Source organism: Staphylococcus sp. HMSC072B07, from assembly GCF_001815505.1.
Taxonomy (GTDB): domain Bacteria; phylum Bacillota; class Bacilli; order Staphylococcales; family Staphylococcaceae; genus Staphylococcus; species Staphylococcus simulans.
In genome coordinates this window covers 1-24,845 of the sequence record NZ_KV820899.1, presented here as the reverse complement: position 1 = coordinate 24,845, position 24,845 = coordinate 1, and the positions used below count along the sequence as shown (strand labels likewise).

26 protein-coding genes, 1 pseudogene and 1 riboswitch are annotated in these 24,845 nt (G+C 36.2%); of the genes and pseudogenes, 14 read left to right on the top strand and 13 right to left on the bottom strand.

Annotated features, from left to right (window positions below; translation table 11 throughout):
- Positions 1-387: 387 nt before the first annotated feature.
- From HMPREF3031_RS02165 to xpt, 5 genes are all read right to left on the bottom strand, one after another.
- Positions 388-1,167: a VOC family protein gene (locus tag HMPREF3031_RS02165; protein ID WP_002480344.1), complete on the bottom strand. Its 780-nt coding sequence runs from the start codon at positions 1,165-1,167 to the stop codon at positions 388-390.
- Positions 1,168-1,640: 473 nt separating this feature from the next.
- Positions 1,641-3,182, bottom strand: a complete 1,542-nt coding sequence (gene guaA / locus HMPREF3031_RS02160) for a glutamine-hydrolyzing GMP synthase (protein ID WP_002480343.1) — start codon at positions 3,180-3,182, stop codon at positions 1,641-1,643.
- A 16-nt stretch (positions 3,183-3,198) separates the two neighbouring features.
- Positions 3,199-4,665 (bottom strand): IMP dehydrogenase, encoded by a 1,467-nt coding sequence (guaB, locus tag HMPREF3031_RS02155; protein ID WP_002480342.1) that lies wholly within the window; start codon positions 4,663-4,665, stop codon positions 3,199-3,201.
- A gap of 33 nt (positions 4,666-4,698) precedes the next feature.
- Entirely contained in the window at positions 4,699-5,967 is a 1,269-nt protein-coding gene (pbuX, locus tag HMPREF3031_RS02150; RefSeq protein WP_070724571.1) for a xanthine permease PbuX, read from the bottom strand.
- Positions 5,964-6,554 (bottom strand): xanthine phosphoribosyltransferase, encoded by a 591-nt coding sequence (xpt, locus tag HMPREF3031_RS02145; RefSeq protein WP_002480340.1) that lies wholly within the window; start codon positions 6,552-6,554, stop codon positions 5,964-5,966. The genes pbuX and xpt overlap by 4 nt, the downstream gene beginning before the upstream one ends.
- A 393-nt stretch (positions 6,555-6,947) precedes the next feature.
- A riboswitch (purine riboswitch) is annotated at positions 6,948-7,049 on the bottom strand.
- Positions 7,050-7,281: 232 nt separating this feature from the next.
- Between xpt and HMPREF3031_RS02140 the strand changes: the two genes are divergently transcribed.
- The 4 genes from HMPREF3031_RS02140 (at position 7,282) to HMPREF3031_RS02125 (ending at position 11,217) form a co-directional block, all read left to right on the top strand.
- Positions 7,282-7,644, top strand: coding sequence for a general stress protein (locus tag HMPREF3031_RS02140; RefSeq protein ID WP_070724570.1), 363 nt, complete (start codon positions 7,282-7,284; stop codon positions 7,642-7,644).
- A gap of 133 nt (positions 7,645-7,777) precedes the next feature.
- Entirely contained in the window at positions 7,778-8,443 is a 666-nt protein-coding gene (locus tag HMPREF3031_RS02135) for a hypothetical protein (RefSeq protein WP_002480338.1), read from the top strand.
- A gap of 116 nt (positions 8,444-8,559) precedes the next feature.
- Positions 8,560-9,531, top strand: a complete 972-nt coding sequence (locus HMPREF3031_RS02130; protein WP_002480337.1) for a hypothetical protein — start codon at positions 8,560-8,562, stop codon at positions 9,529-9,531.
- A gap of 360 nt (positions 9,532-9,891) precedes the next feature.
- Positions 9,892-11,217 carry an L-cystine transporter gene (locus HMPREF3031_RS02125; protein WP_371099726.1) on the top strand — a complete coding sequence of 442 codons (1,326 nt, stop codon included), beginning with the start codon at positions 9,892-9,894 and terminating at the stop codon, positions 11,215-11,217.
- A gap of 152 nt (positions 11,218-11,369) precedes the next feature.
- On the opposite strand, the gene nfsA is transcribed toward HMPREF3031_RS02125, so the two are convergent.
- Positions 11,370-12,125, bottom strand: coding sequence for an oxygen-insensitive NADPH nitroreductase (gene nfsA, locus HMPREF3031_RS02120; protein WP_002480335.1), 756 nt, complete (start codon positions 12,123-12,125; stop codon positions 11,370-11,372).
- Between the two features lie 144 nt (positions 12,126-12,269).
- Here nfsA and HMPREF3031_RS02115 point away from each other — a divergent pair, with 144 nt between their 5' ends.
- From HMPREF3031_RS02115 to HMPREF3031_RS02090, 6 genes are all read left to right on the top strand, one after another.
- Positions 12,270-13,046, top strand: coding sequence for a 2-keto-4-pentenoate hydratase (locus tag HMPREF3031_RS02115; RefSeq protein ID WP_002480334.1), 777 nt, complete (start codon positions 12,270-12,272; stop codon positions 13,044-13,046).
- 381 nt (positions 13,047-13,427) lie between these two features.
- Positions 13,428-13,997 (top strand): alkyl hydroperoxide reductase subunit C, encoded by a 570-nt coding sequence (ahpC, locus tag HMPREF3031_RS02110; RefSeq protein ID WP_002480333.1) that lies wholly within the window; start codon positions 13,428-13,430, stop codon positions 13,995-13,997.
- Positions 13,998-14,013: 16 nt separating this feature from the next.
- Entirely contained in the window at positions 14,014-15,537 is a 1,524-nt protein-coding gene (gene ahpF / locus HMPREF3031_RS02105) for an alkyl hydroperoxide reductase subunit F (RefSeq protein ID WP_002480332.1), read from the top strand.
- A gap of 158 nt (positions 15,538-15,695) precedes the next feature.
- Positions 15,696-16,022 (top strand): hypothetical protein, encoded by a 327-nt coding sequence (locus HMPREF3031_RS02100; RefSeq protein ID WP_002480331.1) that lies wholly within the window; start codon positions 15,696-15,698, stop codon positions 16,020-16,022.
- Between the two features lie 195 nt (positions 16,023-16,217).
- Complete coding sequence (locus HMPREF3031_RS02095) at positions 16,218-16,754, top strand: phosphatase PAP2 family protein (protein ID WP_023014895.1); 537 nt, start codon at positions 16,218-16,220, stop codon at positions 16,752-16,754.
- Positions 16,755-16,817: 63 nt separating this feature from the next.
- Complete coding sequence (locus tag HMPREF3031_RS02090; protein ID WP_002480329.1) at positions 16,818-17,441, top strand: NDxxF motif lipoprotein; 624 nt, start codon at positions 16,818-16,820, stop codon at positions 17,439-17,441.
- Positions 17,442-17,506: 65 nt separating this feature from the next.
- On the opposite strand, the gene HMPREF3031_RS02085 is transcribed toward HMPREF3031_RS02090, so the two are convergent.
- Entirely contained in the window at positions 17,507-17,947 is a 441-nt protein-coding gene (locus HMPREF3031_RS02085; RefSeq protein ID WP_002480328.1) for a carboxymuconolactone decarboxylase family protein, read from the bottom strand.
- Between the two features lie 158 nt (positions 17,948-18,105).
- Between HMPREF3031_RS02085 and HMPREF3031_RS02080 the strand changes: the two genes are divergently transcribed.
- The gene (locus HMPREF3031_RS02080; protein ID WP_002480327.1) at positions 18,106-19,272 is read left to right on the top strand and encodes an ArgE/DapE family deacylase; all 1,167 of its coding nucleotides are present in this window, start codon (positions 18,106-18,108) and stop codon (positions 19,270-19,272) included.
- 56 nt (positions 19,273-19,328) lie between these two features.
- On the opposite strand, the gene HMPREF3031_RS02075 is transcribed toward HMPREF3031_RS02080, so the two are convergent.
- The 6 genes from HMPREF3031_RS02075 to HMPREF3031_RS02050 all read right to left on the bottom strand — a co-directional run bounded on the left by HMPREF3031_RS02075 (position 19,329) and on the right by HMPREF3031_RS02050 (position 23,685).
- Positions 19,329-19,916, bottom strand: a complete 588-nt coding sequence (locus HMPREF3031_RS02075) for a histidine phosphatase family protein (RefSeq protein ID WP_002480326.1) — start codon at positions 19,914-19,916, stop codon at positions 19,329-19,331.
- A 336-nt stretch (positions 19,917-20,252) separates the two neighbouring features.
- Positions 20,253-20,864, bottom strand: a complete 612-nt coding sequence (locus HMPREF3031_RS02070) for a hypothetical protein (RefSeq protein WP_002480325.1) — start codon at positions 20,862-20,864, stop codon at positions 20,253-20,255.
- Positions 20,865-21,407: 543 nt separating this feature from the next.
- Complete coding sequence (rpsR, locus tag HMPREF3031_RS02065) at positions 21,408-21,650, bottom strand: 30S ribosomal protein S18 (RefSeq protein ID WP_002480324.1); 243 nt, start codon at positions 21,648-21,650, stop codon at positions 21,408-21,410.
- Positions 21,651-21,703: 53 nt separating this feature from the next.
- Entirely contained in the window at positions 21,704-22,222 is a 519-nt protein-coding gene (gene ssb, locus HMPREF3031_RS02060; RefSeq protein ID WP_002480323.1) for a single-stranded DNA-binding protein, read from the bottom strand.
- Positions 22,223-22,243: 21 nt separating this feature from the next.
- Entirely contained in the window at positions 22,244-22,540 is a 297-nt protein-coding gene (rpsF, locus tag HMPREF3031_RS02055) for a 30S ribosomal protein S6 (protein ID WP_002480322.1), read from the bottom strand.
- A 161-nt stretch (positions 22,541-22,701) separates the two neighbouring features.
- Entirely contained in the window at positions 22,702-23,685 is a 984-nt protein-coding gene (locus HMPREF3031_RS02050) for a thermonuclease family protein (RefSeq protein WP_070684289.1), read from the bottom strand.
- Between the two features lie 153 nt (positions 23,686-23,838).
- On the opposite strand from HMPREF3031_RS02050, the gene HMPREF3031_RS02045 reads away from it, so the two are divergent.
- From HMPREF3031_RS02045 to HMPREF3031_RS12940, 3 genes and pseudogenes are all read left to right on the top strand, one after another.
- The gene (locus HMPREF3031_RS02045) at positions 23,839-24,096 is read left to right on the top strand and encodes an AbrB/MazE/SpoVT family DNA-binding domain-containing protein (protein WP_002480320.1); all 258 of its coding nucleotides are present in this window, start codon (positions 23,839-23,841) and stop codon (positions 24,094-24,096) included.
- The gene (locus HMPREF3031_RS02040; RefSeq protein WP_002480319.1) at positions 24,090-24,428 is read left to right on the top strand and encodes a type II toxin-antitoxin system PemK/MazF family toxin; all 339 of its coding nucleotides are present in this window, start codon (positions 24,090-24,092) and stop codon (positions 24,426-24,428) included. The genes HMPREF3031_RS02045 and HMPREF3031_RS02040 overlap by 7 nt, the downstream gene beginning before the upstream one ends.
- A gap of 275 nt (positions 24,429-24,703) precedes the next feature.
- Positions 24,704-24,845 (top strand): annotated as a pseudogene (locus HMPREF3031_RS12940) (ornithine carbamoyltransferase subunit F); the annotation flags it as partial.

The following is a 24,845-nucleotide window of genomic DNA, read 5'->3' as shown; positions in this document are numbered from 1 at the left end:
CAACTCGCTAATCCTAGTTATTAACTACGATTTAAAAACATCAACATACACAATATAAGCGCATTTATAATAATAATTCATGAACATAACAGATATAACATAATGTATTCAAAACTTTTTTATTGATATGTGATTTTACGCTTTTCTCAATGCTTTACTGACCTTAACGGTTGATTGTCTATGAATTATAAAGAAAAATCGCACCATAGCTCACGCATTCATAAAAATGAACACTTAATCCATAGCGCGATTATAACAAAAGTCCAAAAACATCATTATTTTTCATAGAGTTACTCTAACCTTCAGTGGTTGTTAAAATTCTCAAAATCAATTAGGAGGCACCTCCATTTTAAGAGGTTTCTAATTTTATTCATTTGATTCATTTGATTATGCTTGGATACTTAAATTTAATCCTTCAGGTGTTTTATATTTTTCTATGCCTTTTTTGGCGTCTACAATATTAAATGCAGTCAATCCATATGTCTTTTCAGCATCTTTTAGCGGTTGGTTCGACTGCCAAGTGTTAATAGCTATATGGTGATGATATTTTTGATCAGATAAAAATAATGCTTGTGGTAATGCAGACGCAACTTGAAATCCTAATTGTAGATAGAATTCACTTGAGGCACTTAAATCATGCGTTTTTAAATGAAGGTGTCCTATTTTCGAATCTGCAGGCATACCTTCCCATTTTGCACCTTTTGCTTCAGTTAAAATACGCGTGACTTCTAGTTGTAACGTATCCATTACTACTAGTTCATTTTGCCATTGCCATAACTCAGATGGACGATCGGTATAAACTTCTATACCATTACCTTCTAAGTCATTAAAATAAATCGCTTCGCTGACGAGATGATCTCCCCCAGCAATCGGTATCTTTTCATCTGAAAGATGTTTAATGAGCGCTCCAAGTTGCTTAACATCACTTAATAGAAACGCGATATGGAATAATCCTGCTTCTGTCTTACTCGCAAAGCGTCCATTATCTAGTTGTTTTAAGACAACTTCATGACCATCCGTACCTACTGCTAAAACTGTTTGTGTCGGTGTGGATGAGATAACTTTAAGACCCAGTATATGATTGTAAAAATCGGTTTGGCGTTTTATATCTGCAACATTTATTTCGATTCGATTAACATGTTTGATTGTTGATTGATGAAAGTTCATAATGTACCTCTCTTTATTTAAGTATAATAATTATACCTCAATAAAGAGAAGTTTGCTTAAAAAGAGCTTAAGATTATCAAACACCCAAATTGCTTTAAGCCATTTTTCCTTTTATATTTGTCTATAAGGCAATGAAAAAACTCTAACTATCACTATTAAAAGGGGTTAGACTGCTTACACCCAATCCATATGTATTTACTTGACCTTCAGGGGTAACAATCACGTTATTTTCCTATTGGCTAATAATCGTATTAAAAAGCAACGGCATAGCCAATACACCTAAATAGAGCCCGGTAACTACTGCGAATAGTTATCGGGATCGGTGTTTATCATGTTAGCATCATATTTGTTACCTAAATTATAATATACACATTCACTTTTGAGAATTCGTGTTGATTTTAAAAGTAAAGTATTCTTAAAAAACCCTCTAACCATTGCGGTTAAAGGGTTTTCGTTTTATATATTCAGACTGGTTACTCCCATTCGATTGTGCTTGGTGGCTTAGAAGTAATGTCATAGACTACTCTGTTGACGTGATCTACTTCGTTAACGATACGACTTGAAATCTTTTGTAAGACTTCCCAGTCGATTCGCGCAAAGTCACTTGTCATACCATCAATTGAAGTTACGGCACGGATACCGATTGTATAGTCATACGTACGGTAATCGCCCATTACACCTACTGAACGCATGCCTGGAAGTACTGTGAAGTATTGCCAGATTTCACGCTCTAAACCTTCTTCACGAATCACTTCTCTTAAGATGGCGTCTGATTCGCGGACGATTTCTAATTTTTCTTCAGTAATTTCACCTAGAACACGGATACCAAGTCCTGGACCTGGGAATGGTTGTCTCCAAACTAAGTGTTCAGGAATACCAAGTTCGATACCTAAAGCACGTACTTCGTCTTTGAATAATGTATTGATAGGTTCAATCAATTCAAATTGCATGTCTTCAGGTAATCCACCTACGTTATGGTGAGATTTGATTGTTTGTGCTGTTTTTGTACCTGATTCAATGACGTCAGTGTAAAGCGTACCTTGAGCAAGGAAGTCTACACCTTTTAGTTTTGATGCTTCATCGTCGAAGACATATACGAATTCGTTACCGATGATTTTACGTTTTTGTTCAGGGTCAGACACACCTTTTAATTTATCCATGAAGCGATCTTTCGCATTCACACGGATGATGTTCATGTTGAAACCTTCACCGAATTGTTCCATAACCATGTCGCCTTCGCCTTTACGAAGTAAACCGTGGTCTACGAAGATACAAGTTAATTGATCGCCGATTGCTTTATGCAAGAGTACTGCAACAACTGAAGAGTCTACACCGCCGCTCATTGCGCAAAGCACTTTACGGTCTCCAACTTTTTCACGGATTTTTTCAATTTCGACTTCAATGAAGTTTTCCATTGTCCATTCGCCTGTACAATCACATACACGACGCACAAAGTTACGTAAAATGTCATTACCATACTCAGTATGACGCACTTCTGGGTGGAATTGAACACCGTAGATACGACGTTCTTTATCTTCGATTGCTGCGTAAGGCGTGCTTGGACTATCTGCGATAGATTCAAAGCCTTCTGGAATTTCAATCACTTTATCTGAGTGGCTCATCCATACTGTTTGTTCTTCTGGTAAACCGAAGAAGATTTCATCAGATTTTGCGTGGATAATTGCTTTACCATATTCACGTTCATTCGCACGCTCAACTTTTCCACCTAATAATTTTGTTGTTAACTGCATACCATAACAAATACCAAGTACAGGTACGCCTAAATTGAAGATTTCAGGATCAATTGTGTAAGAACCTTCTTCATAAACTGAGTTTGGTCCGCCTGATAAGATAATACCTTTTGGATTCATATTTTTAATTTCTTCAATTGAAATTTCATGGTCGTGCAACTCACTGTACACACCCATTTCACGAATACGACGTGTAATTAATTGGTTGTATTGGCTACCAAAGTCTAATACAAGAATTAACTCTTGTTCTTTCGCCATTTCCATAAATCAGTTTCTCCTTTTATCTTGAGTAGTTTGGTGATTCTTTTGTGATTTGGATATTGTGTGGGTGGCTTTCTGCTAAACCAGCAGGTCCCATACGTGTAAACATTGCTTCTTCACGTAATTCTTTCAAGTTGTGAGAGCCTGTATAACCCATACCGCTTCTCACACCGCCCATCAATTGATAGATGTTGTCTTGTAATAAACCTTTATATGCGATACGGCCTTCAATACCTTCTGGAACGTATTTTTTAGGTGTTTTATCTTCTTGGAAGTAACGATCATTTGAACCACTTTCCATTGCACCTAATGAACCCATACCACGGTAAGTTTTATATTGTCTACCTTGGAAGATTTCAGTTTCTCCTGGGCTTTCTTCAGTACCTGCAAGCAAGCTGCCTAACATTACTGCGTGTCCACCAGCTGCTAATGCTTTTACAACATCACCAGAGTATTTGATACCGCCGTCAGCGATAATCGCTTTGCCGTGTTTACGTGCTTCAGTTGCACAGTCATACACTGCAGTAATTTGAGGTACACCTACACCCGCAACAATACGAGTTGTACAAATAGAACCAGGTCCGATACCTACTTTAACAACATCTGCGCCAGCTTCAAATAATGCTTTTGTAGCTTCGCCTGTCGCAACGTTACCAGCGATAACTGTTACTTCTGGATATTTAGCTTTAATGTGTTTAACTTGGTCGATAACACCTTGTGAGTGACCGTGTGCAGTATCGATAACTAATGCATCAACACCTGCTTCAACCAATTTCTCTGCGCGGATGTCAGTATCTTTAGAAATACCGATAGCTGCTGCACATAATAAACGGCCTTGTGCGTCTTTAGCAGCGTTTGGATATTCGTGAACTTTCTCAATATCTTTGATAGTGATAAGTCCTTCTAATTTACCATTTTCAGTTAATGGTAATTTTTCGATTTTGTGTTTTTGTAAGATTTTTTCTGCTTCGTCTAAAGTTGTGCCGACTGGAGCTGTGATTAAGTCTTCTTTTGTCATGACATCTGAAATTCTGATTGAGAAATCTTCAATAAAACGTAAGTCACGGTTTGTGAGAATACCAACGAGGTTGCGGTCTTCTTTATTGTCTACGATCGGTACACCTGAAATGCGGTATTTACCCATTAAGGCTTCAGCTTCATAAACTTTTTCTTCTGGTGTTAAGTAAAATGGATTAGAAATAACACCATTTTCAGAACGTTTAACTTTTTGTACTTCATCAGCTTGATCTTCGATGTTCATGTTTTTATGAACGACACCAAGACCGCCTTGTCTTGCCATAGCAATTGCCATTTTTGACTCAGTTACAGTGTCCATACCAGCTGAGATAACTGGAATTTTCAATTTGATTCTGTCTGATAACTCAACACTTAAATCTACTTCCTTAGGTAATACATCAGACTCCGCTGGAATTAACAGTACATCATCGAACGTCAAAGATTCTTTAGCAAATTTATTTTCCCACATTGAATACAGCCTCCATTATTTGTTTTAATTACATTATTTCACATTTTCTTCGTTTTGTTGATACTTTAAGCCGTTAAAAAAGAAATTAAGTACGATTGCTGAGATAGCACCTAGTACAATTCCATTTTGTGTTAACCAAGCGAATTGTTCGCCCATTGCTTTAAATGCTTCCGGAACAGCACTGATACCTGTTCCTAAACCGACAGCCACAGCAATAACTAACAAGTTATTCTGCTTCTTGAAATCGATACTGCCTAAGATACTGACACCATAAGCCATTACCATACCGAACATCGCGATCATCGCCCCGCCGAGTACAGGTAATGGAATAATATTTGCTAACGCGCCTAACTTTGGAATACAACCGCAAATTAAGAGTAAGATGACCATTCCATAGATGATATTATTCTTTTTCACGCCAGAAAGTGAAACCAAACCGACATTTTGAGAATATGCAGTATATGGAAATGCGTTGAAGATAGAACCAATCACAATCGCAAGCCCTTCCGCAGTGTAACCTTTGCGGTAGTCGTTACGCGTCAAAGTTCTTCCTGTGATTTTACTTAACGCTGTGTATACACCTGTTGATTCAATCAAGCTGACTAATGCGACGATAAAGAATACTAAAATCGCACCGATATCAAACGCAAAGCCTGAGAATCTGAATGGTTTCGGGAACTCGAACCAATGTGCTGTTCCAACTTGATTCAAGTCGACAACACCAAAAGCACCAGCGAGCAAAGTTCCTGCAATCAACCCGATTAAGATTGCAATAGACTTTAAGAAACCATGTGTAAAACGTTGTAAAAGCAAGATAATCAACAACGTTGAAAAACCTAAAATGATATTTTTCATATCGCCGTAGTCTTTTGCCCCTTGTCCACCTGCTACATAGTTCATAGCAACCGGCATTAAATTAATCCCGATGATCGTTACCACACTACCTGTTACGACAGGTGGGAAGAATTTAACAACGTAAGAAAAGACAGGTGCAATTAAGACCACTAAAATCCCTGATACAAAGAGTGACCCGTATAATACGTCCAAACCTTTGGTCTGGCCGATTAATATCATCGGTGCAACCGCAGTAAAGGTACACCCTAAAACAATCGGTAAACCTGTACCCGTTACTCTATTCGCTTCTAAAAATGTGGCTACCCCACACATGAAGATATCGACTGTTACAAGGTACGCGATTTGTTCTGGTGTGAATTTCAAACTCGTCCCGACGATAATTGGAACAAGTATAGCACCTGCATACATTGCAAGTAAATGTTGTAGACTCAAGATGAAATTCTTCATGCGTTCTCTTCACCTTCACCTACTAAAGTTACTTGGTTGCCTTGAAGCGATGCGACTTGGCAAAGCGAAGAAACTTTTAAGCCAGCTTCTTCTAATCGTTTACGGCCTTGTTGGAAACTTTTTTCCACGACAATACCGATACCGACTGTTTCTGCACCTGCTTGTTCAACTAAACGATTCAAACCAAGTGCCGCATCTCCATTCGCTAAAAAGTCATCGATAATCAATACACGATCATTTTCTCCTAAAAATTCTTCAGAGATAATGACACGATTCGTCTTGTTTTTCGTAAACGAATGAATATCTGTCTGATAAAATCCATCTGCCAAAGTACTTGGCTTAGCCTTCTTCGCAAAAAGACATGGTACTTCAAAACGATATGCTGCCATAATAGCTGGCGCAATGCCTGATGCTTCAACAGTTAAGATTTTAGTGATGCCTTGATCTTTAAACTGTTCATAAAATGTTTCGCCAATGTCATACATTAACACTGCATCAATTTGATGGTTTAAAAACCCATCTACCTTCAAGATTTTTTCGCCAATGACGACGCCGTCTTCTTTAACCTTCTTTTTCAACGCTTCCACGTCAACAAACCTCCTAAATTTGTGTATAAAAAAAATCCCAAACTACTCTATGAGTTTCAGGATCTATGAGTGGCACAGGCAATACACATCATTATCAATATGAAGTTCACTTTGGAGTCAGGAGGTCAATTTAAATCATCTTATATTTATTAGATATAAGACCATTCTTGTTGACGCCTTCTGTGGTTAACGCAAGTTCAACCCCTTCAAGCGTGTTGCCAAAGCAACTTATAAATGACGGTTTGAGAAGCTGTTATTGTTCTCCGCGTTTCAAAACTTAATCGCTCGATGTTTGTGAACACTAAAATATAAGTCCCATCTCCCAAATAGTCCTCAACTTATATTGTAGAATGAACACGTGTCTACCCGTTTGTTTTGAAAGCACCATTGTGTTGTATTGTATCAGTGACTCATAGTCATGTCGTTAAGGCGACATGGTAGAAACTTCTAAAGCCTAATTCTCTAGATTATATGAGTAAGGTAAATTATTTAATGATAATATCAAATTTCAAGCTTTATTTCAATAACTGAAACTTAATTCATCATATTTCCATAAAATCTAATTGTGCATCGAAGAAAATACGTCCTTGCGTTGATAATAGTGTGAATTTTCTTATATTTATTTGATAGCTTAGCCGTATAATAGTATAATTTAGATGGTTCAATTATATAAAAAAAGGGTATACATTATAACATTAAACATATTTCACAGAGGGGGAGCTTTAACATGGCAAACATTACTGTACTTACATCACAAGACGAAATTTTTGATACTTTAAAACGCAGATTAGATGAGGGGTATACCAAAGACGAGATTTCAGTTATCAGCAAAAACAAATTAAACCTTGGCAGTATAGCAAGCACGGACATGACAGTGCAATCTACAAGCGGAACGTTCAGTGACAGAATTGCTCGCCTTCTAACTGGGGAAGACGGTGAACAAGCAGTCTTATTACAATACGACTTATCAGACACAGAACGTCAAATTCTAAAACGCGAATTACTTAATGGTAATATCGTTGTGCTTGCTGATAAACATGATATCAGCCGAAAAGAGTTCAAAGACGAATACGAAACCAAAAAAAGATAAACACGATAAAGAATATGAAATTTAATTTGCATTCATGATAATCAGCAGCTTAGTCTGCTGATTTTTTTTTATTTACATATAAGCCCAGTGTATCAATATGCTATAATCAAAAGAAAAATGGGAGGGCAGCGCTATGGACTTTAAATTAGTGAAACAAACATCCGATCCATTGTATGAGGCAGCTTTAAATCTCTTTGATAACTATCAATTCGGAAATGTGTCACAAAAACACCATGTATTCAAACAATCACTTGAAAATAAACGCACCCAAAATGATTACGTCTTCTTAGTCGGTTTAGATAACGATGAAGTTGTCAGTTTTGCCACGGGCCACTACGAAGCTACTACAAATGCAGCATTTATTATGTATCTAGTTGCTGTAGACACACCAGAAAGAGAACGTTATTTAACTGAAACATTAGAGAAGCTCCAAGAAGGATTGGATAATCTAGCCAACCGTGTGCATGACCGCGATGTAAATTTCTTTATGATGGAAGCATTACCGATTCCGGATTCTTTAGATGAACCTGATGCAGATCTGCTTATGCAACGTCACCTTTTCTTAAAAGAACATGGCTTTGAAGAACAAAGAGAAATCGATTATATTCGTCCTGCTATAGAGCCAGGCGGCGAACCAATTCCATTGAAATTATTCTTGCACACACGCATTCCGTTGACTAAAGACATTTACGGTACTAGTGTTAAATCTTGTTATATTTTAAAATATGTTTTCGCAAATCACCTTTCACGCAAAACCGTTTATCCGCTACTTGAACAAATGGATCTTCGAAAATCGTGAGAACCCTTGAAATCAAAAGGAAATCGGGTTAAACTAACATAGAGGTTAGACTAACGTTTGTGTGACGTAAGACATACGTCCCACTTAAAATCATAGAGTGAAAGGATATAGATCAGATGCTAACAAAAGAATTCGCCCAACGCGTCGAATTAAGTGAGAAACAAGTACGTAAAATCGTACAACATTTAGAAGAACGCGGTTACCATTTAAAGAAAACAGAATACCGTGGTCGTGAAGCAACTGACTTCCAAGAAGAAGACATCGAGTTATTCAGAGAGATTGCGGATAAAGTTAAGCAAACAAATAGTTACGACTTAGCTTTCGAAGAATTAGAGAAAGAAAATGATTTCTTACAAATTGTTGTTAAAGAGGATGATCAAAATCAACTTCCTAGCGATCAAAACTTCGCAAAATTATTAAGTGACTTACATAACGACATCACTAAGATGCGTGAAGAACGTCAAATGCTAGGCCAAATGATTTCTCAAGTGCACCAACAACAAAAAGATTTACAAACTTTACAACAACAAATGACAGATAAGCTTGATCAACACGAAAAAACACTTAAAGCGATTGAAACAGCACAAAAAGATCAAGCAAAAGCAGTTCAAGATAACACTGAAGCTATGAAATCTCATACTGAAAAAGTTTTAGCACAACCACAACCTACTGTTGAAACTAAAACTGAACCTAAAGCAGAGGAACAAGTGGCTAAGACTGCTGAAGTCAAAGAAACTAAACCTTCAACAGAAGAAGTTAAAACTGAAACAACATCTTCAGAAGAACAAACTCAAAAAACTACAGAAACACCGCTTTCTGATTATAAAGGTGCCACAGCATCAGCTGAAACTGAACAACCGACACAAACAGAACCAGTTAAATCTGAAAGTACTTCAGAACAACCAGAAGTTGATGCATCTGAAACAACTAAATCAGAAAATGAAACACCTGAGACAGAAGTTCAAGGTACACCAAATTCAACAACACCTGAACCAGAAATACCGATTGACAATCAACATGAACCTACTGTTCCACATCATAAGAAAGAAGAGAAAAAAGGTTTCTTCGCACGTTTATTCGGTATGTAAATTAAACACTATTCAAATCCAATCCGATAATTCGGGTTGGATTTTTTTATTTTGTTCACAGTATTTTTAAAGAAACAGTTAAAAACCGCCATTGACCCTTTCTTATATATACGATATATTTACTATGTATTTAAACGGACTTTACAACTATCCTATACTGTTGTATAAAAAAGTTGATACATATCTGCTAAGTTCAGTTATCATAAAATGAACTTCCTTCTTTGAGCAGTTATTTGAATTCAAATCAAGTCTTATCTTTTGCTATTAAGATAAATATTTATGAAAGGAAGTTTGATTCAATTGGGTTTCACTATTCTTAATATTGTCATCTTCGTTCTGCTTCTCGCTGGACTTTTTGTTATGGCAAAAAAACACGTTTCTTTCTCAAAACGTGTTTTCACCGCACTAGGTATCGGAATTGTACTTGGCGCTATTATGCACCTGGCTTATGGTGCTGGTTCTAAAATCACAACCACTACAACAGATTGGTTCGGCATTGTAGGTAATGGTTATGTCGCATTACTTCAAATGATCGTTATGCCACTGATCTTCATTTCGATTGTCGCAGCTTTCACTAAAATTCAATTAGGTGAAAAATTCGCGAAAATCGGTTTCTACATCTTTGTGTTCCTAATTGGAACAGTTGCAATCGCAGCAACAATTGGTATTATTTCAGCACTTGTCTTCGGATTAGATGCTTCATCTATTGATTTAGGCAGTGCAGAACAATCACGCGGTACAGAACTTGCTCAGAAAGCAAAAGATATGACCGCAAGTACGCTACCCCAACAAATCTTAGAATTATTACCAAGAAATCCATTCTTAGATTTCACAGGTCAACGTACAACATCTACAATCGCTGTAGTTATTTTTGCGACATTTATCGGTTTCGCATATTTACGTGTCGCACGTAAACAACCTGAAAATGGTCATATCGTAAAACGTGCAATTGAAGCTATCTATTCAGTAATCATGTCAGTTGTGACTTTCGTTTTACGTTTAACGCCTTACGGTATCTTAGCCATTATGGCAAATACCATTGCGACGAGTGATTTCGGAGCGTTATGGACATTAGGTAAGTTCGTATTGGCCTCATATGCGGCTTTAATTACGATGTTCATCATTCATTTAATTATTGTCAGCATCCTCGGCTTGAATCCTTGGCGCTATGTTCGTAAAGTCGCTGAAGTATTAATTTTCGCATTCACATCACGCTCAAGTGCAGGTGCCCTGCCATTAAACGTACAAACACAAAAATCACGTTTAGGTGTACCTGAAGGTATTGCGAACTTATCAGCATCTTTCGGTTTATCTATCGGCCAAAACGGTTGTGCAGGTATCTATCCAGCAATGTTAGCAGTGATGGTCGCACCGGTTGCAGATGTTGAAGTCAACTTGCAGTTTATTGTGACACTCATTGCGGTTGTTATTATTTCTTCATTTGGTGTTGCAGGTGTTGGCGGCGGCGCAACATTCGCTGCGATCTTAGTACTTTCAACATTGAACTTGCCTGTCGCATTAGCTGGTGTGCTAATTTCAGTAGAACCATTAATTGATATGGGTCGTACAGCATTAAACGTCAATGACTCTATGCTCGCAGGTGTCGGCAGTGCTAAATTAACTGGCAACTTGGATAAAAAGAAATTTAATGAAAATCAATATAATGACTTAAGTACAGACTATTAAGAGATAAGAAGGCCAACTTCTTATAAGTACGAGTTAAATATTAGGCTTTATGTAAAATAAATCAGCCCTATCGCGTTCACAATTAAAGTGAGCGTGATAGGGCTGATTTTTTAATTTCTCTACTTTTAATCAAGTGTCTGATGAATGAACACTTATTTTTTAATGAAACCTGACTTATGCAGTTCGTCTAACATATCTGCACGTTCTTTCATTGTTAAGAATTGTGCAATTTGTTCTGACCAAGTTTCTTTACGTTCTCCATTTGTACGTTTGTCGTAATATGCGCTGACTTCTTTGTCATAATCTTTAATATAACCTAATTCTTCGTCATCGTTTTGGTTGTATCCATTTTCATGGAAGACAGCTTCAAATGGTAAACGTGGTTTTGGTGAACCATTTTCATCATCTGCAGGAACACCTAGTGCCATTCCGAATAATGGGAATGTATATTCAGGTAAGTTCAATAGCTCTTTCACGCGAGCAACATCATTACGTAATGAACCTAAATAAACCATACCAAGTCCTAAGCTTTCTGCCGCAATTGAAATATTTTGTGCAACTAACGCAACATCAATTGTACCGACAAGTAAGCCTTCTGCAGATTCAAATGAACTTTGTAAGTTTTGCTCAACTTCATTGTTGATTAAATCTTGACGGTGATAGTCCATCACAAAGACAAATAAATAGCCGCTTTCTTCTACATAAGGTTGACCTGAAATTTCTCTCAATGCTTTTTTAATTTCAGGGTCTGTAATACCAATAATAGAATATGTTTGTAAGTAGCTTGATGTAGAAGCTCTTTGGCCTGCTTCCACTAACTTTTTAACCGTTTCTTTACTTAAAGGTTCATTTTTAAATTTTCTTACAGAGTGGTGTTTCATCATAATTTGATCGATTACATCTGACATAGAATTTTCATTCCTACCTTTCAAATGATTTTAGCACTCTTATTTTACCCTCTTTTCATAAGTCATAAAAATTTAATGCTTTGAAAGTTAAGACAATAAAAGTTATTCTAATAATAGTAATATTCAGAATAAGGGGAGATACCTATGGTCCAATACAAAAAAGAAATTGTAAATGCATTGTTTAAAGCACAACAAAATCATGAACCGATTGACTTCGTTTCAGAAAAATATGGCATCAGCGAATCGGTAGCCTATCAAATCCAAGATGCTTTAATCAGTGAATTGACACAAGCAAACAACAGTGAAATCGCAGGCTACAAAGTAAGTATGACCAGTGCAGAAACGCAAGCTTACGCGAATACAGATGAGCCGGCTTACGGAACAATTTTATCTGATAAAGTTGTAAAATCAGGTGAAACAGTTCAATTATCCAAATTATTCGCACCGCTTATCGAACCTGAGCTCGTGTTCGTGATATTAAATGATATTAGTCCCGATGCATCAGACGAAGATATCTTAAACAGCGTTAAAGTAGCGCCAGGTATTGAAATACCAGATGCACGCTATAAAGATTGGTTCCCTAACTTCACTTTAGGCGACTTAATTTCTGATAACACAGCTTCAGGTTTAGTCGCATTAGGTGAAGCTGCTGATCGTGTCTCATATGAAGACTTTGAAAATATCACTTTAAAATTAACAAAAGATAATGAAGAAATTGCGACAGGTGTTTCTTCAGATGTACTAGGTAATCCAATTGAAGCATTAAAATGGTTAGTTAAAAAACTTGCATCACAAGATAAACAACTGCTTAAAGGCCAAATTGTTTCTTCTGGTACATTTGTTCCACCTGTTCCAGCTGAAAAAGGTACGTATCGTGCAGAATATAGTTACCCAGGCTCAATTGAGGTCACATTTGAATAATAAGTTACAATACCCCTTTCTGTTATTATAGAGACAGAAACGGGGTATAACGTTATTGTAGAGATTGCGATTAATAATCAGTCATCTTTATTGAGAAAATTAATCTCTAATTGATATTGAGAAATAATTGTTAATTTCCTATGAATTTCTTTGCTTTACACACATTCTAAAAGTCGTTAATATTTCTAATACACTAGTATTTACAGTGTTTTATGCATTATTCCACTTACACAATCACGAGTATTGACTATTTCTGACGATAATGTGATAATAGGAATCAAGGAGATTAGAATTATTATAAATAAATAATTAGGATAATTTAGCTATCCTGATTAGCTTTCTAATCAAAAAAACTTTTTAATTTCTAGGAGGATGTATTTTATGTCATTAATTAACAAAGAAATTTTACCATTCACAGCAAATGCTTATGATCCTAAAAAAGATGAGTTCATCGAAGTTTCAGAAGAAACATTAAAAGGTTCTTGGAACGTTTTAGTATTCTACCCAGCAGACTTCTCATTCGTTTGCCCAACTGAATTAGAAGACGTTCAAAACCAATATGATGAATTACAAAAATTAGGTGTTAATGTGTACTCAATCTCAACAGATACTCATTTCGTACACAAAGCTTGGCATGACCACTCAGATGCTATCAGCAAATTACAATACACAATGATTGGTGACCCATCACAAACAATCACTCGTAACTTTGATGTATTAGATGAAGAACTAGGATTAGCTCAACGTGGTACTTTCATCGTTGACCCTGATGGCGTAGTACAAGCTGCAGAAATTAACGCAGACGGTATTGGCCGTGACGCAAGCACTTTAGTTCACAAAATTAAAGCTGCTCAATATGTACGTCAACATCCAGGTGAAGTTTGCCCAGCTAAATGGGAAGAAGGCGGCGAAACTTTACAACCAGGTCTTGACTTAGTAGGTAAAATTTAAGGAGGCATTCATATAAATGCTGGATAAAGAGTTAAAATCACAATTATCTCAACTTCTTGAATTAATGGAAGGCGACGTGGTTTTAACAGCGAGCTATGATGACAGCGACAAATCTAAAGAGTTGAAAGACCTGTTAGATGAAATTGCTGATATGTCATCGCATATCACTGTTAAAGAGGATACACTGAAACGTACACCAAGTTTCAGTGTAGATACTCCTGATGCGCACACAGGCATAGTATTTGCCGGTGTGCCATTAGGTCATGAATTCAACTCACTCGTATTGGCTTTATTACAAGTCAGCGGACGCCCTCCGAAAGAAGAACAAAGTGTTATCGATCAAGTCAAAGCGCTTGAAGGACCACTTCATTTCGAAACATTTATCAGCTTAAGCTGTCAAAAATGTCCGGATGTGGTTCAAGCATTGAACATGATGAGTGTGTTAAACCCTAACATCACGCATACCATGATTGATGGCGCAGTCTTCAGAGAAGAATCTGAAGATATTATGGCAGTTCCTGCTGTATTCTTAAACGGTGAAGAATTCGGTAACGGCCGCATGACTATTTCTGACATCTTAAACATGTTAGGCAGCCAAGCAGACCCTGCTGAATTCAATGATAAAGAACCATTCGATGTATTAGTCATCGGTGGCGGTCCTGCAAGTGGTACAGCTGCTATCTATACTGCACGTAAAGGTTTACGTACAGGTATTGTGGCAGATCGTATCGGTGGTCAAGTGACTGAAACTGCAGGTATCGAAAACTTTATCACAGTTAAAGAAACAACAGGTCCAGAATTCTCATCTGCTTTAGAGCAACACATCAATGAATACGATATTGATGTGATGGATGGTATCCGTGCTTCTAACGTTGAGAAAACTGAAGACGGCATTGTTGTTACTTTAGAAAATGATGCCAAACTAAAAAGTAAGACAGTTATTATTGCTACAGGTGCACGCTTCAAAAACTTGAACATTCCAGGTGAAGACGAGTTACGCAACAAAGGTGTTGCATACTGCCCTCACTGTGACGGACCTTTATTCGAAGGTAAAAATGTTGCGGTTGTCGGCGGCGGCAACTCTGGTGCTGAAGCTGCTATTGACTTAGCAGGTATTGTAAAACACGTTACACTTGTAGAATACAAAGACTTCTTACGTGCAGATGAGATTTTACAAAAACGTTTAGGTGAATTATCAAACGTTACAATCTTGAAAAATGCACAGTCTTCAGAAGTTCTTGGTGACGATCATGTTACCGGTCTTAAATATGAAGACAACAAAACTGGCGAAACACATCAAATTGATGTAGATGGTATTTTCGTCCAAATCGGTCTATTACCAAACTCTGAATGGTTGCACGGTGCAATTGACACAAACGACCATGGCGAAATTATCGTAGACCGTAAACAAGAAACAAGTATGCCGGGTGTATTCGCGGCAGGCGACGTAACAGACGATCGCTTCAAACAAATTATCATCGCAATGGGTACAGGTGCAGACGCTGCACTGAACGCATTTGATTATATTATCCGTAACTAATCTCTCCCTATCATTTGATTAAGACGGATAACTAATAAGACAGGCAAAGATAAATTTCTTTAAGAAAGCTATCTTTGTCTGTCTTTTTTTATACATATTCATGTTACAATTAATATAATTCACTACAATATAGCTGAGAAAAGGAGCTTTGGTTGTCTATGTTATTATTACTTGTTTCTATAGTTCATCTCAGCCAAGCTTCTCGTTCTACTGTCAATTTTAACAATCTTTTCATCGGTTTGAATCGAACCCGCACGTTTCCTAGAAACCTCAATTGGGAACAGCTGCAACGCTTTTATCAGTCACTGCAAACACGTTACTTCAAACGTCTTTTATACGTCAGTCTTCCATTAAGCGTCCTCGACTTATTTATACTTATCAAACTTGGCCACGCATGGCTCATTTTAGTCGAACTCGGTGTATATTTAGCACTGCTCTTCTTTATACTGCGTAAAGTTGAAAAATATATTCAATCCCATGATTAATCAAACCTATCACCTACCGTTAGGTTTAGTTCATTCCAAAGTAGGATGGCAAAGATGAGACAGTAAGCTATAATTTATCTAAATCAAGAAAGAAAGTTAGGTTTTATTATGAAGGTCCTACATACCAAACATATCGGCATTACCCTCGTTATTTTTATTATTTTAATGCTGCTGGTGAAATTGGACTTCATCCTTATGATAGACGAACCGATTTATAACTTCGTCAGACTCTTACATCAAGTACCATTTATGGACCGCTTCTTAATCGTCTACTCTAACCTATTTCAACCATGGCACTTAGTTGGTTTTATGGCTGTCATTTTAATTATTTTATTCTTCAAGAATAAAAAGCTCTCATTGATAACAATGACTTGGGCAATTGTGACACTTTTATTAGGAATTGGATTGAAGTACTTTATTCATCGCGCACGTCCTGTGGAATATATCTCAGGATTCAGTTTCCCAAGTTTGCATACGTTAACAATTGTCGTTGCGGCAGTGGTCTTCTTAACGTTAATGCGCAAACGTTATTGGCATTATATCGCGTATCTGATGATTTTCATTATGATGGTTTCACGCATTTACGTTCATGCGCATTACTTTTCTGATACCGTCGGTGCTGTGTTATTCGGCTATCTCATGCTGCACGTTGCGCAACATTTCATCGCGAAATATCAACTCGATGTTCCTTTCACTTCAAGACTGGAATCTCCATGGCAACGAGATACTTAACGCATGCTAGGATGTTAAGCTATAATGAAAGTAATCATATAGAACAGTGAAGGAGAAACAAAAGTGAGCAAACTAAAACAACTATTAATCATCGCTTTCACATTAATGTTAGCTGTGACGCTTACAGCTTGTGCACAAAAAGACGAAAAACAAGAACATCACGCAAAATATGCGCCGAAAAATGCGACACCGATTCACAAAATAGAAATCTTTAAAACCTCTGAAAAAGGTAAAGATTTAACTGAACAAGAAACGCGTGATTATTTAAAACGTTACTTAGAAGCGAATAACGATATCATTGATAACAAATACGTCTTACAACATAAGCTAGACCAACAATATGATGGTCGTCAAAAAGTCTCAGATCAGTTAGATACAGATTTACGAGAATTAGCTAACATTACAACGAAGAATCAAATGAATTTCGAAGCATTCTTAAAAGATAATAAAGTTCCTTCTAATCAAAAAGAAGATATCGAACGTATTAATAAATACTTCAGCGCTGTTAACTATAAAGTTGCACGTGCAGATCAACAGTTAGAAGAGTTGAGTTATAGTCCACAAAAAACAATCAATGTCGTCGATGTTCCTACAAACTACGCAGGTGACGTAAATTTAAAACAACAAAAGAAAATCAAAGCTTTCTTAAAGAAACACAAGCTATCTACTCAAGCGATTGATAAATAATCATTGAACATACAAAAGCGCGCGAACACTCATTAAACAGTGCTCGCGCGCTTCTTTATATGATATTAAACATTATGTTCATTACCCATTGAAATAGAGAGTCTATTCCAGAAGTTGATTTGATTAATCACAAAGACTAAATCTGTATATTCTTCTTCTGAGTATACTTCCCGTACGCGGCGATATAGCTCATCAGATACGCCATGTTGTGAAATTAAAGTAATAGCTTCTGTTAATTCTAAAGCCAGTTTCGTTTTCTCAGAATATATATTCGTATCATGCCATGCGTTCAATAAGAAAATTTCTTCCTCACTTACACCGATTTTACGTGCATCGCTTGTATGCATCGCCAAACAAAAGGCACAGCCATTAATTTGAGAAGCACGAATTTTCACTAATTCTTGTAAGTGATGATCGATGCTCGCTTTTTTCAATTGTTTTTCTATTTCGTATAGAATATTAACCTTATCTTTCGCAACGTTTTGATATTGAATTCTATTATCCAATACGATTCCTCCAATGTCTTCGACTCATTTATTATTTTTCCGTCTACCTCCGAGTTTACGCTTATTTATTTTAACGTTCAAAAGTGCGAATTGTTTGAATACTATTATCCGATATTTTACGCTTATATTGTATGAAAATTTATGAGGGAGCTGATGATATGGGTAAATTAACGTCAGATGAACGTATTCATATATTAAGAGATTTAGTCGGTATTGAATCTGTGAACGATAATGAATTAGACGTCGCAGAGTATCTGCAAGACCTTTTCAAAAAACATAATATCGACGCTAAAATTATTAAATTAACAGATACACGCGCAAACCTTGTAGCTGAAATTGGTAGCGGCAGCCCTGTTATCGGGGTATCTGGTCATATGGATGTTGTTTCACCAGGTAACCCAGAAGATTGGCAAACACCACCTTTCAAACTAACTGAAGATGATGAAGGACGTCTACACGGTCGTGGTGCAGCAGATATGAAATCTGGTTTAGCTGCATTTGTGATCAGTTTAATTGAATTACACGACCAAGGCTTACCAAAAGAAGGCACAATCCGTTTACTTGCGACAGTAGGCGAAGAGATTGAAGGTGACGGAGCTAGAGCCTTCTATAAAGATGGTTATATGGATGATGTAGATGCATTGCTTATTTCAGAACCATCTCAAGATAAAATTATTTATGCACACAAAGGTTCTATGGATATCCGTGTCACATCAAAAGGTTCATCTGTGCATAGTTCTATGCCTCAACTCGGTTATAATGCGTTGAATCCATTAGTAGACTTTGTGCATCGCATTAATGAAGCACAAGCTAAAATTACTGCGACAAATGAAGAGTTAGGCGAACCTGTCGCAAATGCGACAATCTTTAATAGTGGTACACAAGTCAACTCTATTCCTGACCGCGCAGTAGCAGAATTTAATATCAGAACAATTCCAGAAGCAGACAATGATGGCTACCAAGACTTATTCGAACAAGTCGCAAAAGATGTTAAAGAAAAATACAGTGATTGTGATTTAGACATTGATACGTATATGTCACGTTCTGCAGTCTTCACAACTGGTGATAATCCAGTAGTAGACCTAGCACAATCACTCGGTAAAAAATATTTAGGTGAATCTATTCCTAAACAAGCTTCACCAGGTGTCACAGATGCGGCTGACTTAATGCTTGATAAAGGAAAAGACTTCCCACTTATTATGTTCGGTCCTGGCGAAACAAGCCAAGCACACCGAATTGATGAATACGTTTATAAAGATGTTTATTTAAACTTCATTGATTTGTTTGAAGAGTTATTACCTCAAGCAATCGACAAATTAAAATAAAATCAATCAAGATAAATGTTAAGCGGTTGAATCCAAAACAAAGGATTCAACCGCTTTTATATGTTTTCAGTATCTACAAGAATCGGATCACAATTCTCAATGTGTTTGTCGAATAATTCTTCTTCAGTAATTACACCTAAATAATACAAGCAGCAACGTATCCAAATTTGATGCGCCACAATCACTACTACTTCGTCTTTAATATCCAATATATCTTTAAAAAATTCATCTATTCTTCCTAATACATCTGAATAGTTTTCACCGCCAGGTGCACGTTGTGTAAAACTGTTTCGAAAGTCGCTGTATCGTGGATCTTCAAAATAACGACTATAAACGGGATTGTCACGCAGTGTTTCTCTTGGATAGCCTTCAAACTCCCCTAGAGAGCGTTCTCTTAATAATGGTGAAAAAGTATGTGGACTCGCACTGTCAAAACCATTTTCATATGTTTGAATCGTACGGGTTAAATCAGAAATGTAGATATGGTCTATATGTATACCTTCAAAATATGTTTTTAATGCTTGTGCAGAACGTACGCCTTCTTTTGTTAAAGAGACATCTAATTGTCCAGTAAAGTATTGATTTCCATGATGATTATCATAGTTTGCGGTTGATTCTCCATGCCGTATCAAATAAAGCTTCACGTTGTGTTCACTCCTATAATCTCGTTATCCTCTGCCGTTTACTCAATTCACTTTACTTCATTATGACACTGAGCAAATAGATTTAACGTAATGATAACATGTTTTTATATAATTTTATCGACTTAATGTTTGTTTGTTATCTAATTTTAACATTCTTGTACGGTCTCTTGTGTACAAGTGATTATATTTTATGTACTTCTTACATTAACAACACCCAAACATTCCTTTCAACCTATACAGATAGCTAATGAAAATAAAATCAGATAAAAAAATCCCTGTAATATTGATATGCATCAATGCTACAGGGTTAAGGTCTCATACATTTTTATTTAACTTTTAAATTTCGTCAAGTTGATTATTTTTCATCAAGATTTTTAAGAATTCACGCTCTACTTCTAATAAATGAACGTAATCATCTGACATAATTTCTTTACTTAATTCAATATTCTTTTCAGAGATAAAATTAACTAACTCTTCATTATCTTTATTGCTTGAGTATTCGCTTTTTGCTTGTGCAAGCAGTGAATCTTCACAAACTAAAATGAAAGAACGACCATAAGCAATATCAACTTTACCACGTTGATAATGAGACTCTAAAAATCTTTTAGCCTCTTCTAAATCATCTGTATGTTCAAAAATACCGAATACTTGTTCAGTCACTTTATCTGATAAGTTAGCTAAACGATCTTTTTCTGGTTGACTATCTGGTTTCACTCTATCTTTAACCAACATTTTTTGTTTTTTGATTTCATCTTCGATTAATTCTAATTCTTTAGTACGTTCTTCTTTTGACCACTTATTTTCATTTTCTTTGTACTCTGTTAATAAATCATTCGCTTTATGCAGATCAAAGTGTTCTTCACTTTTACCGCTATGATCTAATCCTTCGTAGTGCGTTGGATGAGATGTTTCATTCTTATCGTTTTTATTTAATCCTTGTCTACTCATATTAAGATGCTCCTTTTCAACTTGACATTTATTCACTTGTCCAATGTAGTGGATACATTTCAAAAATATTTTACCCGTCCATAAACGCAATAAACACAGTGTACAACTCATCATACTTATACTTTTAGAACACTTAGGGAACGTAACTGTTATTTCCAGAGTCAAAATTTAACAGTTAAGTAGGTTAAATGATGACTTAAGGAATTTTGCGCAATGAAATAGAAAAATCATCTAGAATAAAATTAAGATAAAAAAAGGAGGTTGCTTATCATGATGATCGCAGATATTATTGGTGGTATTATCAAGTTAATCGTGAACTTAGTAGACACTTTTGCTCCTAAAAAATAATCCATAAATACTTAATGACTTTTATAATACGCTCGCGAAGTCGGGCGTATTTTTTCTGTTAAAAAAACAAACTTTAGAGAATCTTACCTCTTTTAGATTAATATTTTCTATCCTTATTTCGTCCTTTATTATTATTTTTGAACATGAAAAAACCCCGTAAGCCTATGCCTACGGGGTTTATCTATAAGTTTTATCTTAGTTTTCGTCTTTAACATATGGTAATAAAGCCATATGACGAGCACGTTTGATAGCTGTAGTCAACATACGTTGATATTTAGCTGAAGTGCCAGTTACACGACGTGGTAAAATTTTACCGCGTTCTGAGATAAAACGTTTTAATAAGTCAGTATCTTTATAGTCGATGTGTGTAATTCCGTTTGCTGTGAAGTAACAAACTTTTTTACGACGACGTCCGCCTCTTCTTGGTCCACCTGCCATGGTTAACTGCCTCCTTTAATCGATATTTTCAAATTTTACGTTCATTACACGTATTAGAATGGTAAATCATCGTCACTGATGTCAATAGGTCCGTTCGTATTTGCGAATGGATTGTCTGATTGACCAGCGTTGGATGAATTGTTGTTTTGATAAGATGACGTATTTTGTCCTTGTTGTTGACCACCATAGTTTTGACCATAGCTCTGGAATTGGTTATTACCGCCAGATTGTTGGCCATGACGTTGGTTTTGTGATTTTGGTTCAAGGAATTGAACACTGTCACATACAACTTCAGTAACAAAGATACGGCGTCCTTCTTGGTTTTCGTAACTGCGTGATTGTAAGCGACCATCAACGCCTGCAAGACTTCCTTTAAACAAGTAATTGCTTACGTTTTCTGCTTGTTTTCTAAAAACAACACAGTTAATAAAGTCCGCTTCACGTTCCCCTTGCGCATTCGTAAACGTACGATTAACCGCTAGAGTAAAAGTCGCTACACTTACGCCTGAGGGTGTCGTTCTGTATTCAGGATCCTTAGTTAAACGGCCTACTAATACAACTCTGTTAATCATTTAAACGCCCCCATTCTGTTTTTACTTATCTTCGTCTTCGCGAATAACCATATAACGAATGATATCGTCATTGATTTTTGCTAAACGTTGGAATTCATCTGTAGCTTCACTGTTTTCAGTGTTGATACGTACAATGTTGTAGAAACCTTCTTTGAAATCGTCGATTTCGTAAGCAAGGCGACGTTTGCCCCAATCTTTTTCTTCAATGATTTCAGCACCGTCGTTAGTTAAAATATTTTTGAAACGTTCAACTAATGCTTTTCTCGCTTCGTCTTCAATGTTTGGACGAACAACGTACATAATTTCATATGTTCTCATTTTTATCTGCACCTCCTCGTGGACTATACGGCTTACTCTCAATTGGAGTAAGCAAGGAATAATTTTCATTACTCACAATCAAGAATTATAGCATAGCCATTTACTTTTTACAATCATTTTTATTATGTGAATTCAAACGAATTCTACTTTTTTCATACCCATTAATTTATCTCACATGCCCATCCATCTTTATCTCCATCCATTTTATCTCTATAAGCCGGATGGTCTTTAGACACTCCTCCAGGATAGTCTTTTCTCAATTCTGTACAGTTAGCATAATACTTCGTTCCTCCATTTTGAGACGCACTGTTTTGTGAATGATTTTGAGATCCTTGGGAGCCTGACGGTAGGCTACTTTGATAATTATTTTCTGGGACATTACCACTCCAAATATTCAGACGCTCCTGTTGCGCTAAACGTTGACTCTCTTGTAATTGGTCTAAATACGTAACACTTGGCGGATAAATATAAGCTACTTTTGCTAAACCTTGTCTGACTAATGCATCATTTACCATCACACCATCGGCATAGACATATGCTAGATATCTGCCATATTTATCTGTCTTACCGCCCTTATCAAACTCAACTTCAACCTTAGAAGCATGCATCAACATATTCTTGGTAAAATCAGACGCTTCTTTACCATATGGTTCTACACCTTTTCTAGGATGTTTCGTCTCCGGTGTATCAATCAACAATAATCTGAAGGCAGATTCTTTTCCTTCATATCTCAATCTTACTGTATCTCCATCTACAGGACGTGTGAATTCAACTTCTTCTCTAACTAAACCATTAGGTTGTGTTTGCGGTTCAGATTTAGGTTCACTCGTTTCTTTCTTTTGGCCATTGTCCGATTCTTGTTCTGATTTCGGAGCTGCTTTAGGTTGTTCTGACTGATTGTCTTTTTGTGTATCTTTCGATTCGTCTTTTGATTGATCTTGTGTTGTATCTGCAGTTTGATTATTCGTTGTTTCAGGCTTTGTATCTGGTTCAGACATTCCAAAGAACATCATACTTAAAATAAATGCTACTAAAGCAATGATACCTGCTGCTTTCTTCTGCTTACCTTTTATCCATAAAAAGACAAACATGGCTATGTAAATTATAAATATAATAAAACACAACACACCTAGTATTCCCAACATCTTGTACACCTCCTCTTTAGCACTTGTTTCTTTCTATTCTAAACTATTTCTTTATTATTAATAAGATTCAATCTACACTTTATAATAAATCCAACATTATTTCTGCCGATTTTAAGTTAAATAAGATATGATAAGTCTGAAGAGGTGTTATTTATGTCAGAAGAACATGCACGAATTTTCAAAACTGAACAAGGTCATGCCGTTACATTGCCTGATACTGTGATAGAATCTTTAAATTTAAAACCTGGAGATCAATTAGTTCACGAAATAATCAACGATACTATCGTTTTAAAAAAAGTAAACCATGAAGATTTTACTAAAGAGTGGAACCGTTTCTTTCAACAGGGCGGCGATTACTCAGATTACAAAACGCATGAATGGGGCGAAGCATCGGAGCGTGAGCAATGGTAAAACAATATCAAATTATAGAAGTTAATCTGAATCCCACACTTGGTCGCGAGAAAGGTAAATATAGACCTTGTGTGGTTCTAAGCAGAAATGAATTCAATCAAAAGACAGGTTTAGTATGGGTTTCTCCTATTACAAGTAGAGCTGTTAAATATCCTACTGATGTTGAACTATATTCTATGGAACATCGAATTAAGGGTACTGTCGATGTCGGTCAAATACGTACTTTAGATTTAAGCTCGAGGCATTATAAAATCGTTGATCGTACAACGCACGAAGTCATGCACAAAATCGACGATATTATTACGCACATTCTGAAAATGGAGCATTTCTAACACGCTTTTTCAAAAAGTGTGCTTTTTTATGAATAATTACGCATTTTTATTCGTTATAGTGTATAATAAATCAAAACCAATGTCTCACACCTTTATTTCTAACCACAAGAAGCAGATTACAATTAAAGCCTAATTTTCAAAATTATAGAATCGCAATTGTTTAGGAATAATTAGAGTTCTGTAAAGTTTTTTAAAACTATATTTATTTCATTGTCTTGAAAAATAAGTCACTTATAATGAAGGTGTAATATATCACAAAGAGGAGTTGTAGTAGAATGCAAAACTTAAGAAACAGACATTTCCTAACATTATTAGATTTCAGCCAAAAAGAAGTAGAATATTTATTAAACCTTTCAGAGGATTTGAAACGTGCGAAATACGCCGGTATTGAGCAACAAACACTTAAAGGAAAAAACA

Coding starts and splice junctions, on each gene's coding strand:
- ahpF (WP_002480332.1), top strand. CDS start 14,014: ATGCTGGATAAAGAGTTAAAATCACAATTATCTCAACTTCTTGAATTA.
- HMPREF3031_RS02140 (WP_070724570.1), top strand. CDS start 7,282: ATGGCAAACATTACTGTACTTACATCACAAGACGAAATTTTTGATACT.
- HMPREF3031_RS02125 (WP_371099726.1), top strand. CDS start 9,892: ATGGCAAAAAAACACGTTTCTTTCTCAAAACGTGTTTTCACCGCACTA.
- HMPREF3031_RS02100 (WP_002480331.1), top strand. CDS start 15,696: ATGTTATTATTACTTGTTTCTATAGTTCATCTCAGCCAAGCTTCTCGT.
- HMPREF3031_RS02040 (WP_002480319.1), top strand. CDS start 24,090: ATGGTAAAACAATATCAAATTATAGAAGTTAATCTGAATCCCACACTT.
- pbuX (WP_070724571.1), bottom strand. CDS start 5,967: ATGAAGAATTTCATCTTGAGTCTACAACATTTACTTGCAATGTATGCA.
- nfsA (WP_002480335.1), bottom strand. CDS start 12,125: ATGTCAGATGTAATCGATCAAATTATGATGAAACACCACTCTGTAAGA.
- ahpC (WP_002480333.1), top strand. CDS start 13,428: ATGTCATTAATTAACAAAGAAATTTTACCATTCACAGCAAATGCTTAT.
- guaB (WP_002480342.1), bottom strand. CDS start 4,665: ATGTGGGAAAATAAATTTGCTAAAGAATCTTTGACGTTCGATGATGTA.
- HMPREF3031_RS02050 (WP_070684289.1), bottom strand. CDS start 23,685: ATGTTGGGAATACTAGGTGTGTTGTGTTTTATTATATTTATAATTTAC.
- HMPREF3031_RS02095 (WP_023014895.1), top strand. CDS start 16,218: ATGATAGACGAACCGATTTATAACTTCGTCAGACTCTTACATCAAGTA.
- guaA (WP_002480343.1), bottom strand. CDS start 3,182: ATGGAAATGGCGAAAGAACAAGAGTTAATTCTTGTATTAGACTTTGGT.
- rpsF (WP_002480322.1), bottom strand. CDS start 22,540: ATGAGAACATATGAAATTATGTACGTTGTTCGTCCAAACATTGAAGAC.
- HMPREF3031_RS02045 (WP_002480320.1), top strand. CDS start 23,839: ATGTCAGAAGAACATGCACGAATTTTCAAAACTGAACAAGGTCATGCC.
- rpsR (WP_002480324.1), bottom strand. CDS start 21,650: ATGGCAGGTGGACCAAGAAGAGGCGGACGTCGTCGTAAAAAAGTTTGT.
- ssb (WP_002480323.1), bottom strand. CDS start 22,222: ATGATTAACAGAGTTGTATTAGTAGGCCGTTTAACTAAGGATCCTGAA.
- HMPREF3031_RS02070 (WP_002480325.1), bottom strand. CDS start 20,864: ATGAGTAGACAAGGATTAAATAAAAACGATAAGAATGAAACATCTCAT.
- HMPREF3031_RS02115 (WP_002480334.1), top strand. CDS start 12,270: ATGGTCCAATACAAAAAAGAAATTGTAAATGCATTGTTTAAAGCACAA.
- HMPREF3031_RS02165 (WP_002480344.1), bottom strand. CDS start 1,167: ATGAACTTTCATCAATCAACAATCAAACATGTTAATCGAATCGAAATA.
- HMPREF3031_RS02130 (WP_002480337.1), top strand. CDS start 8,560: ATGCTAACAAAAGAATTCGCCCAACGCGTCGAATTAAGTGAGAAACAA.
- HMPREF3031_RS02135 (WP_002480338.1), top strand. CDS start 7,778: ATGGACTTTAAATTAGTGAAACAAACATCCGATCCATTGTATGAGGCA.
- HMPREF3031_RS02080 (WP_002480327.1), top strand. CDS start 18,106: ATGGGTAAATTAACGTCAGATGAACGTATTCATATATTAAGAGATTTA.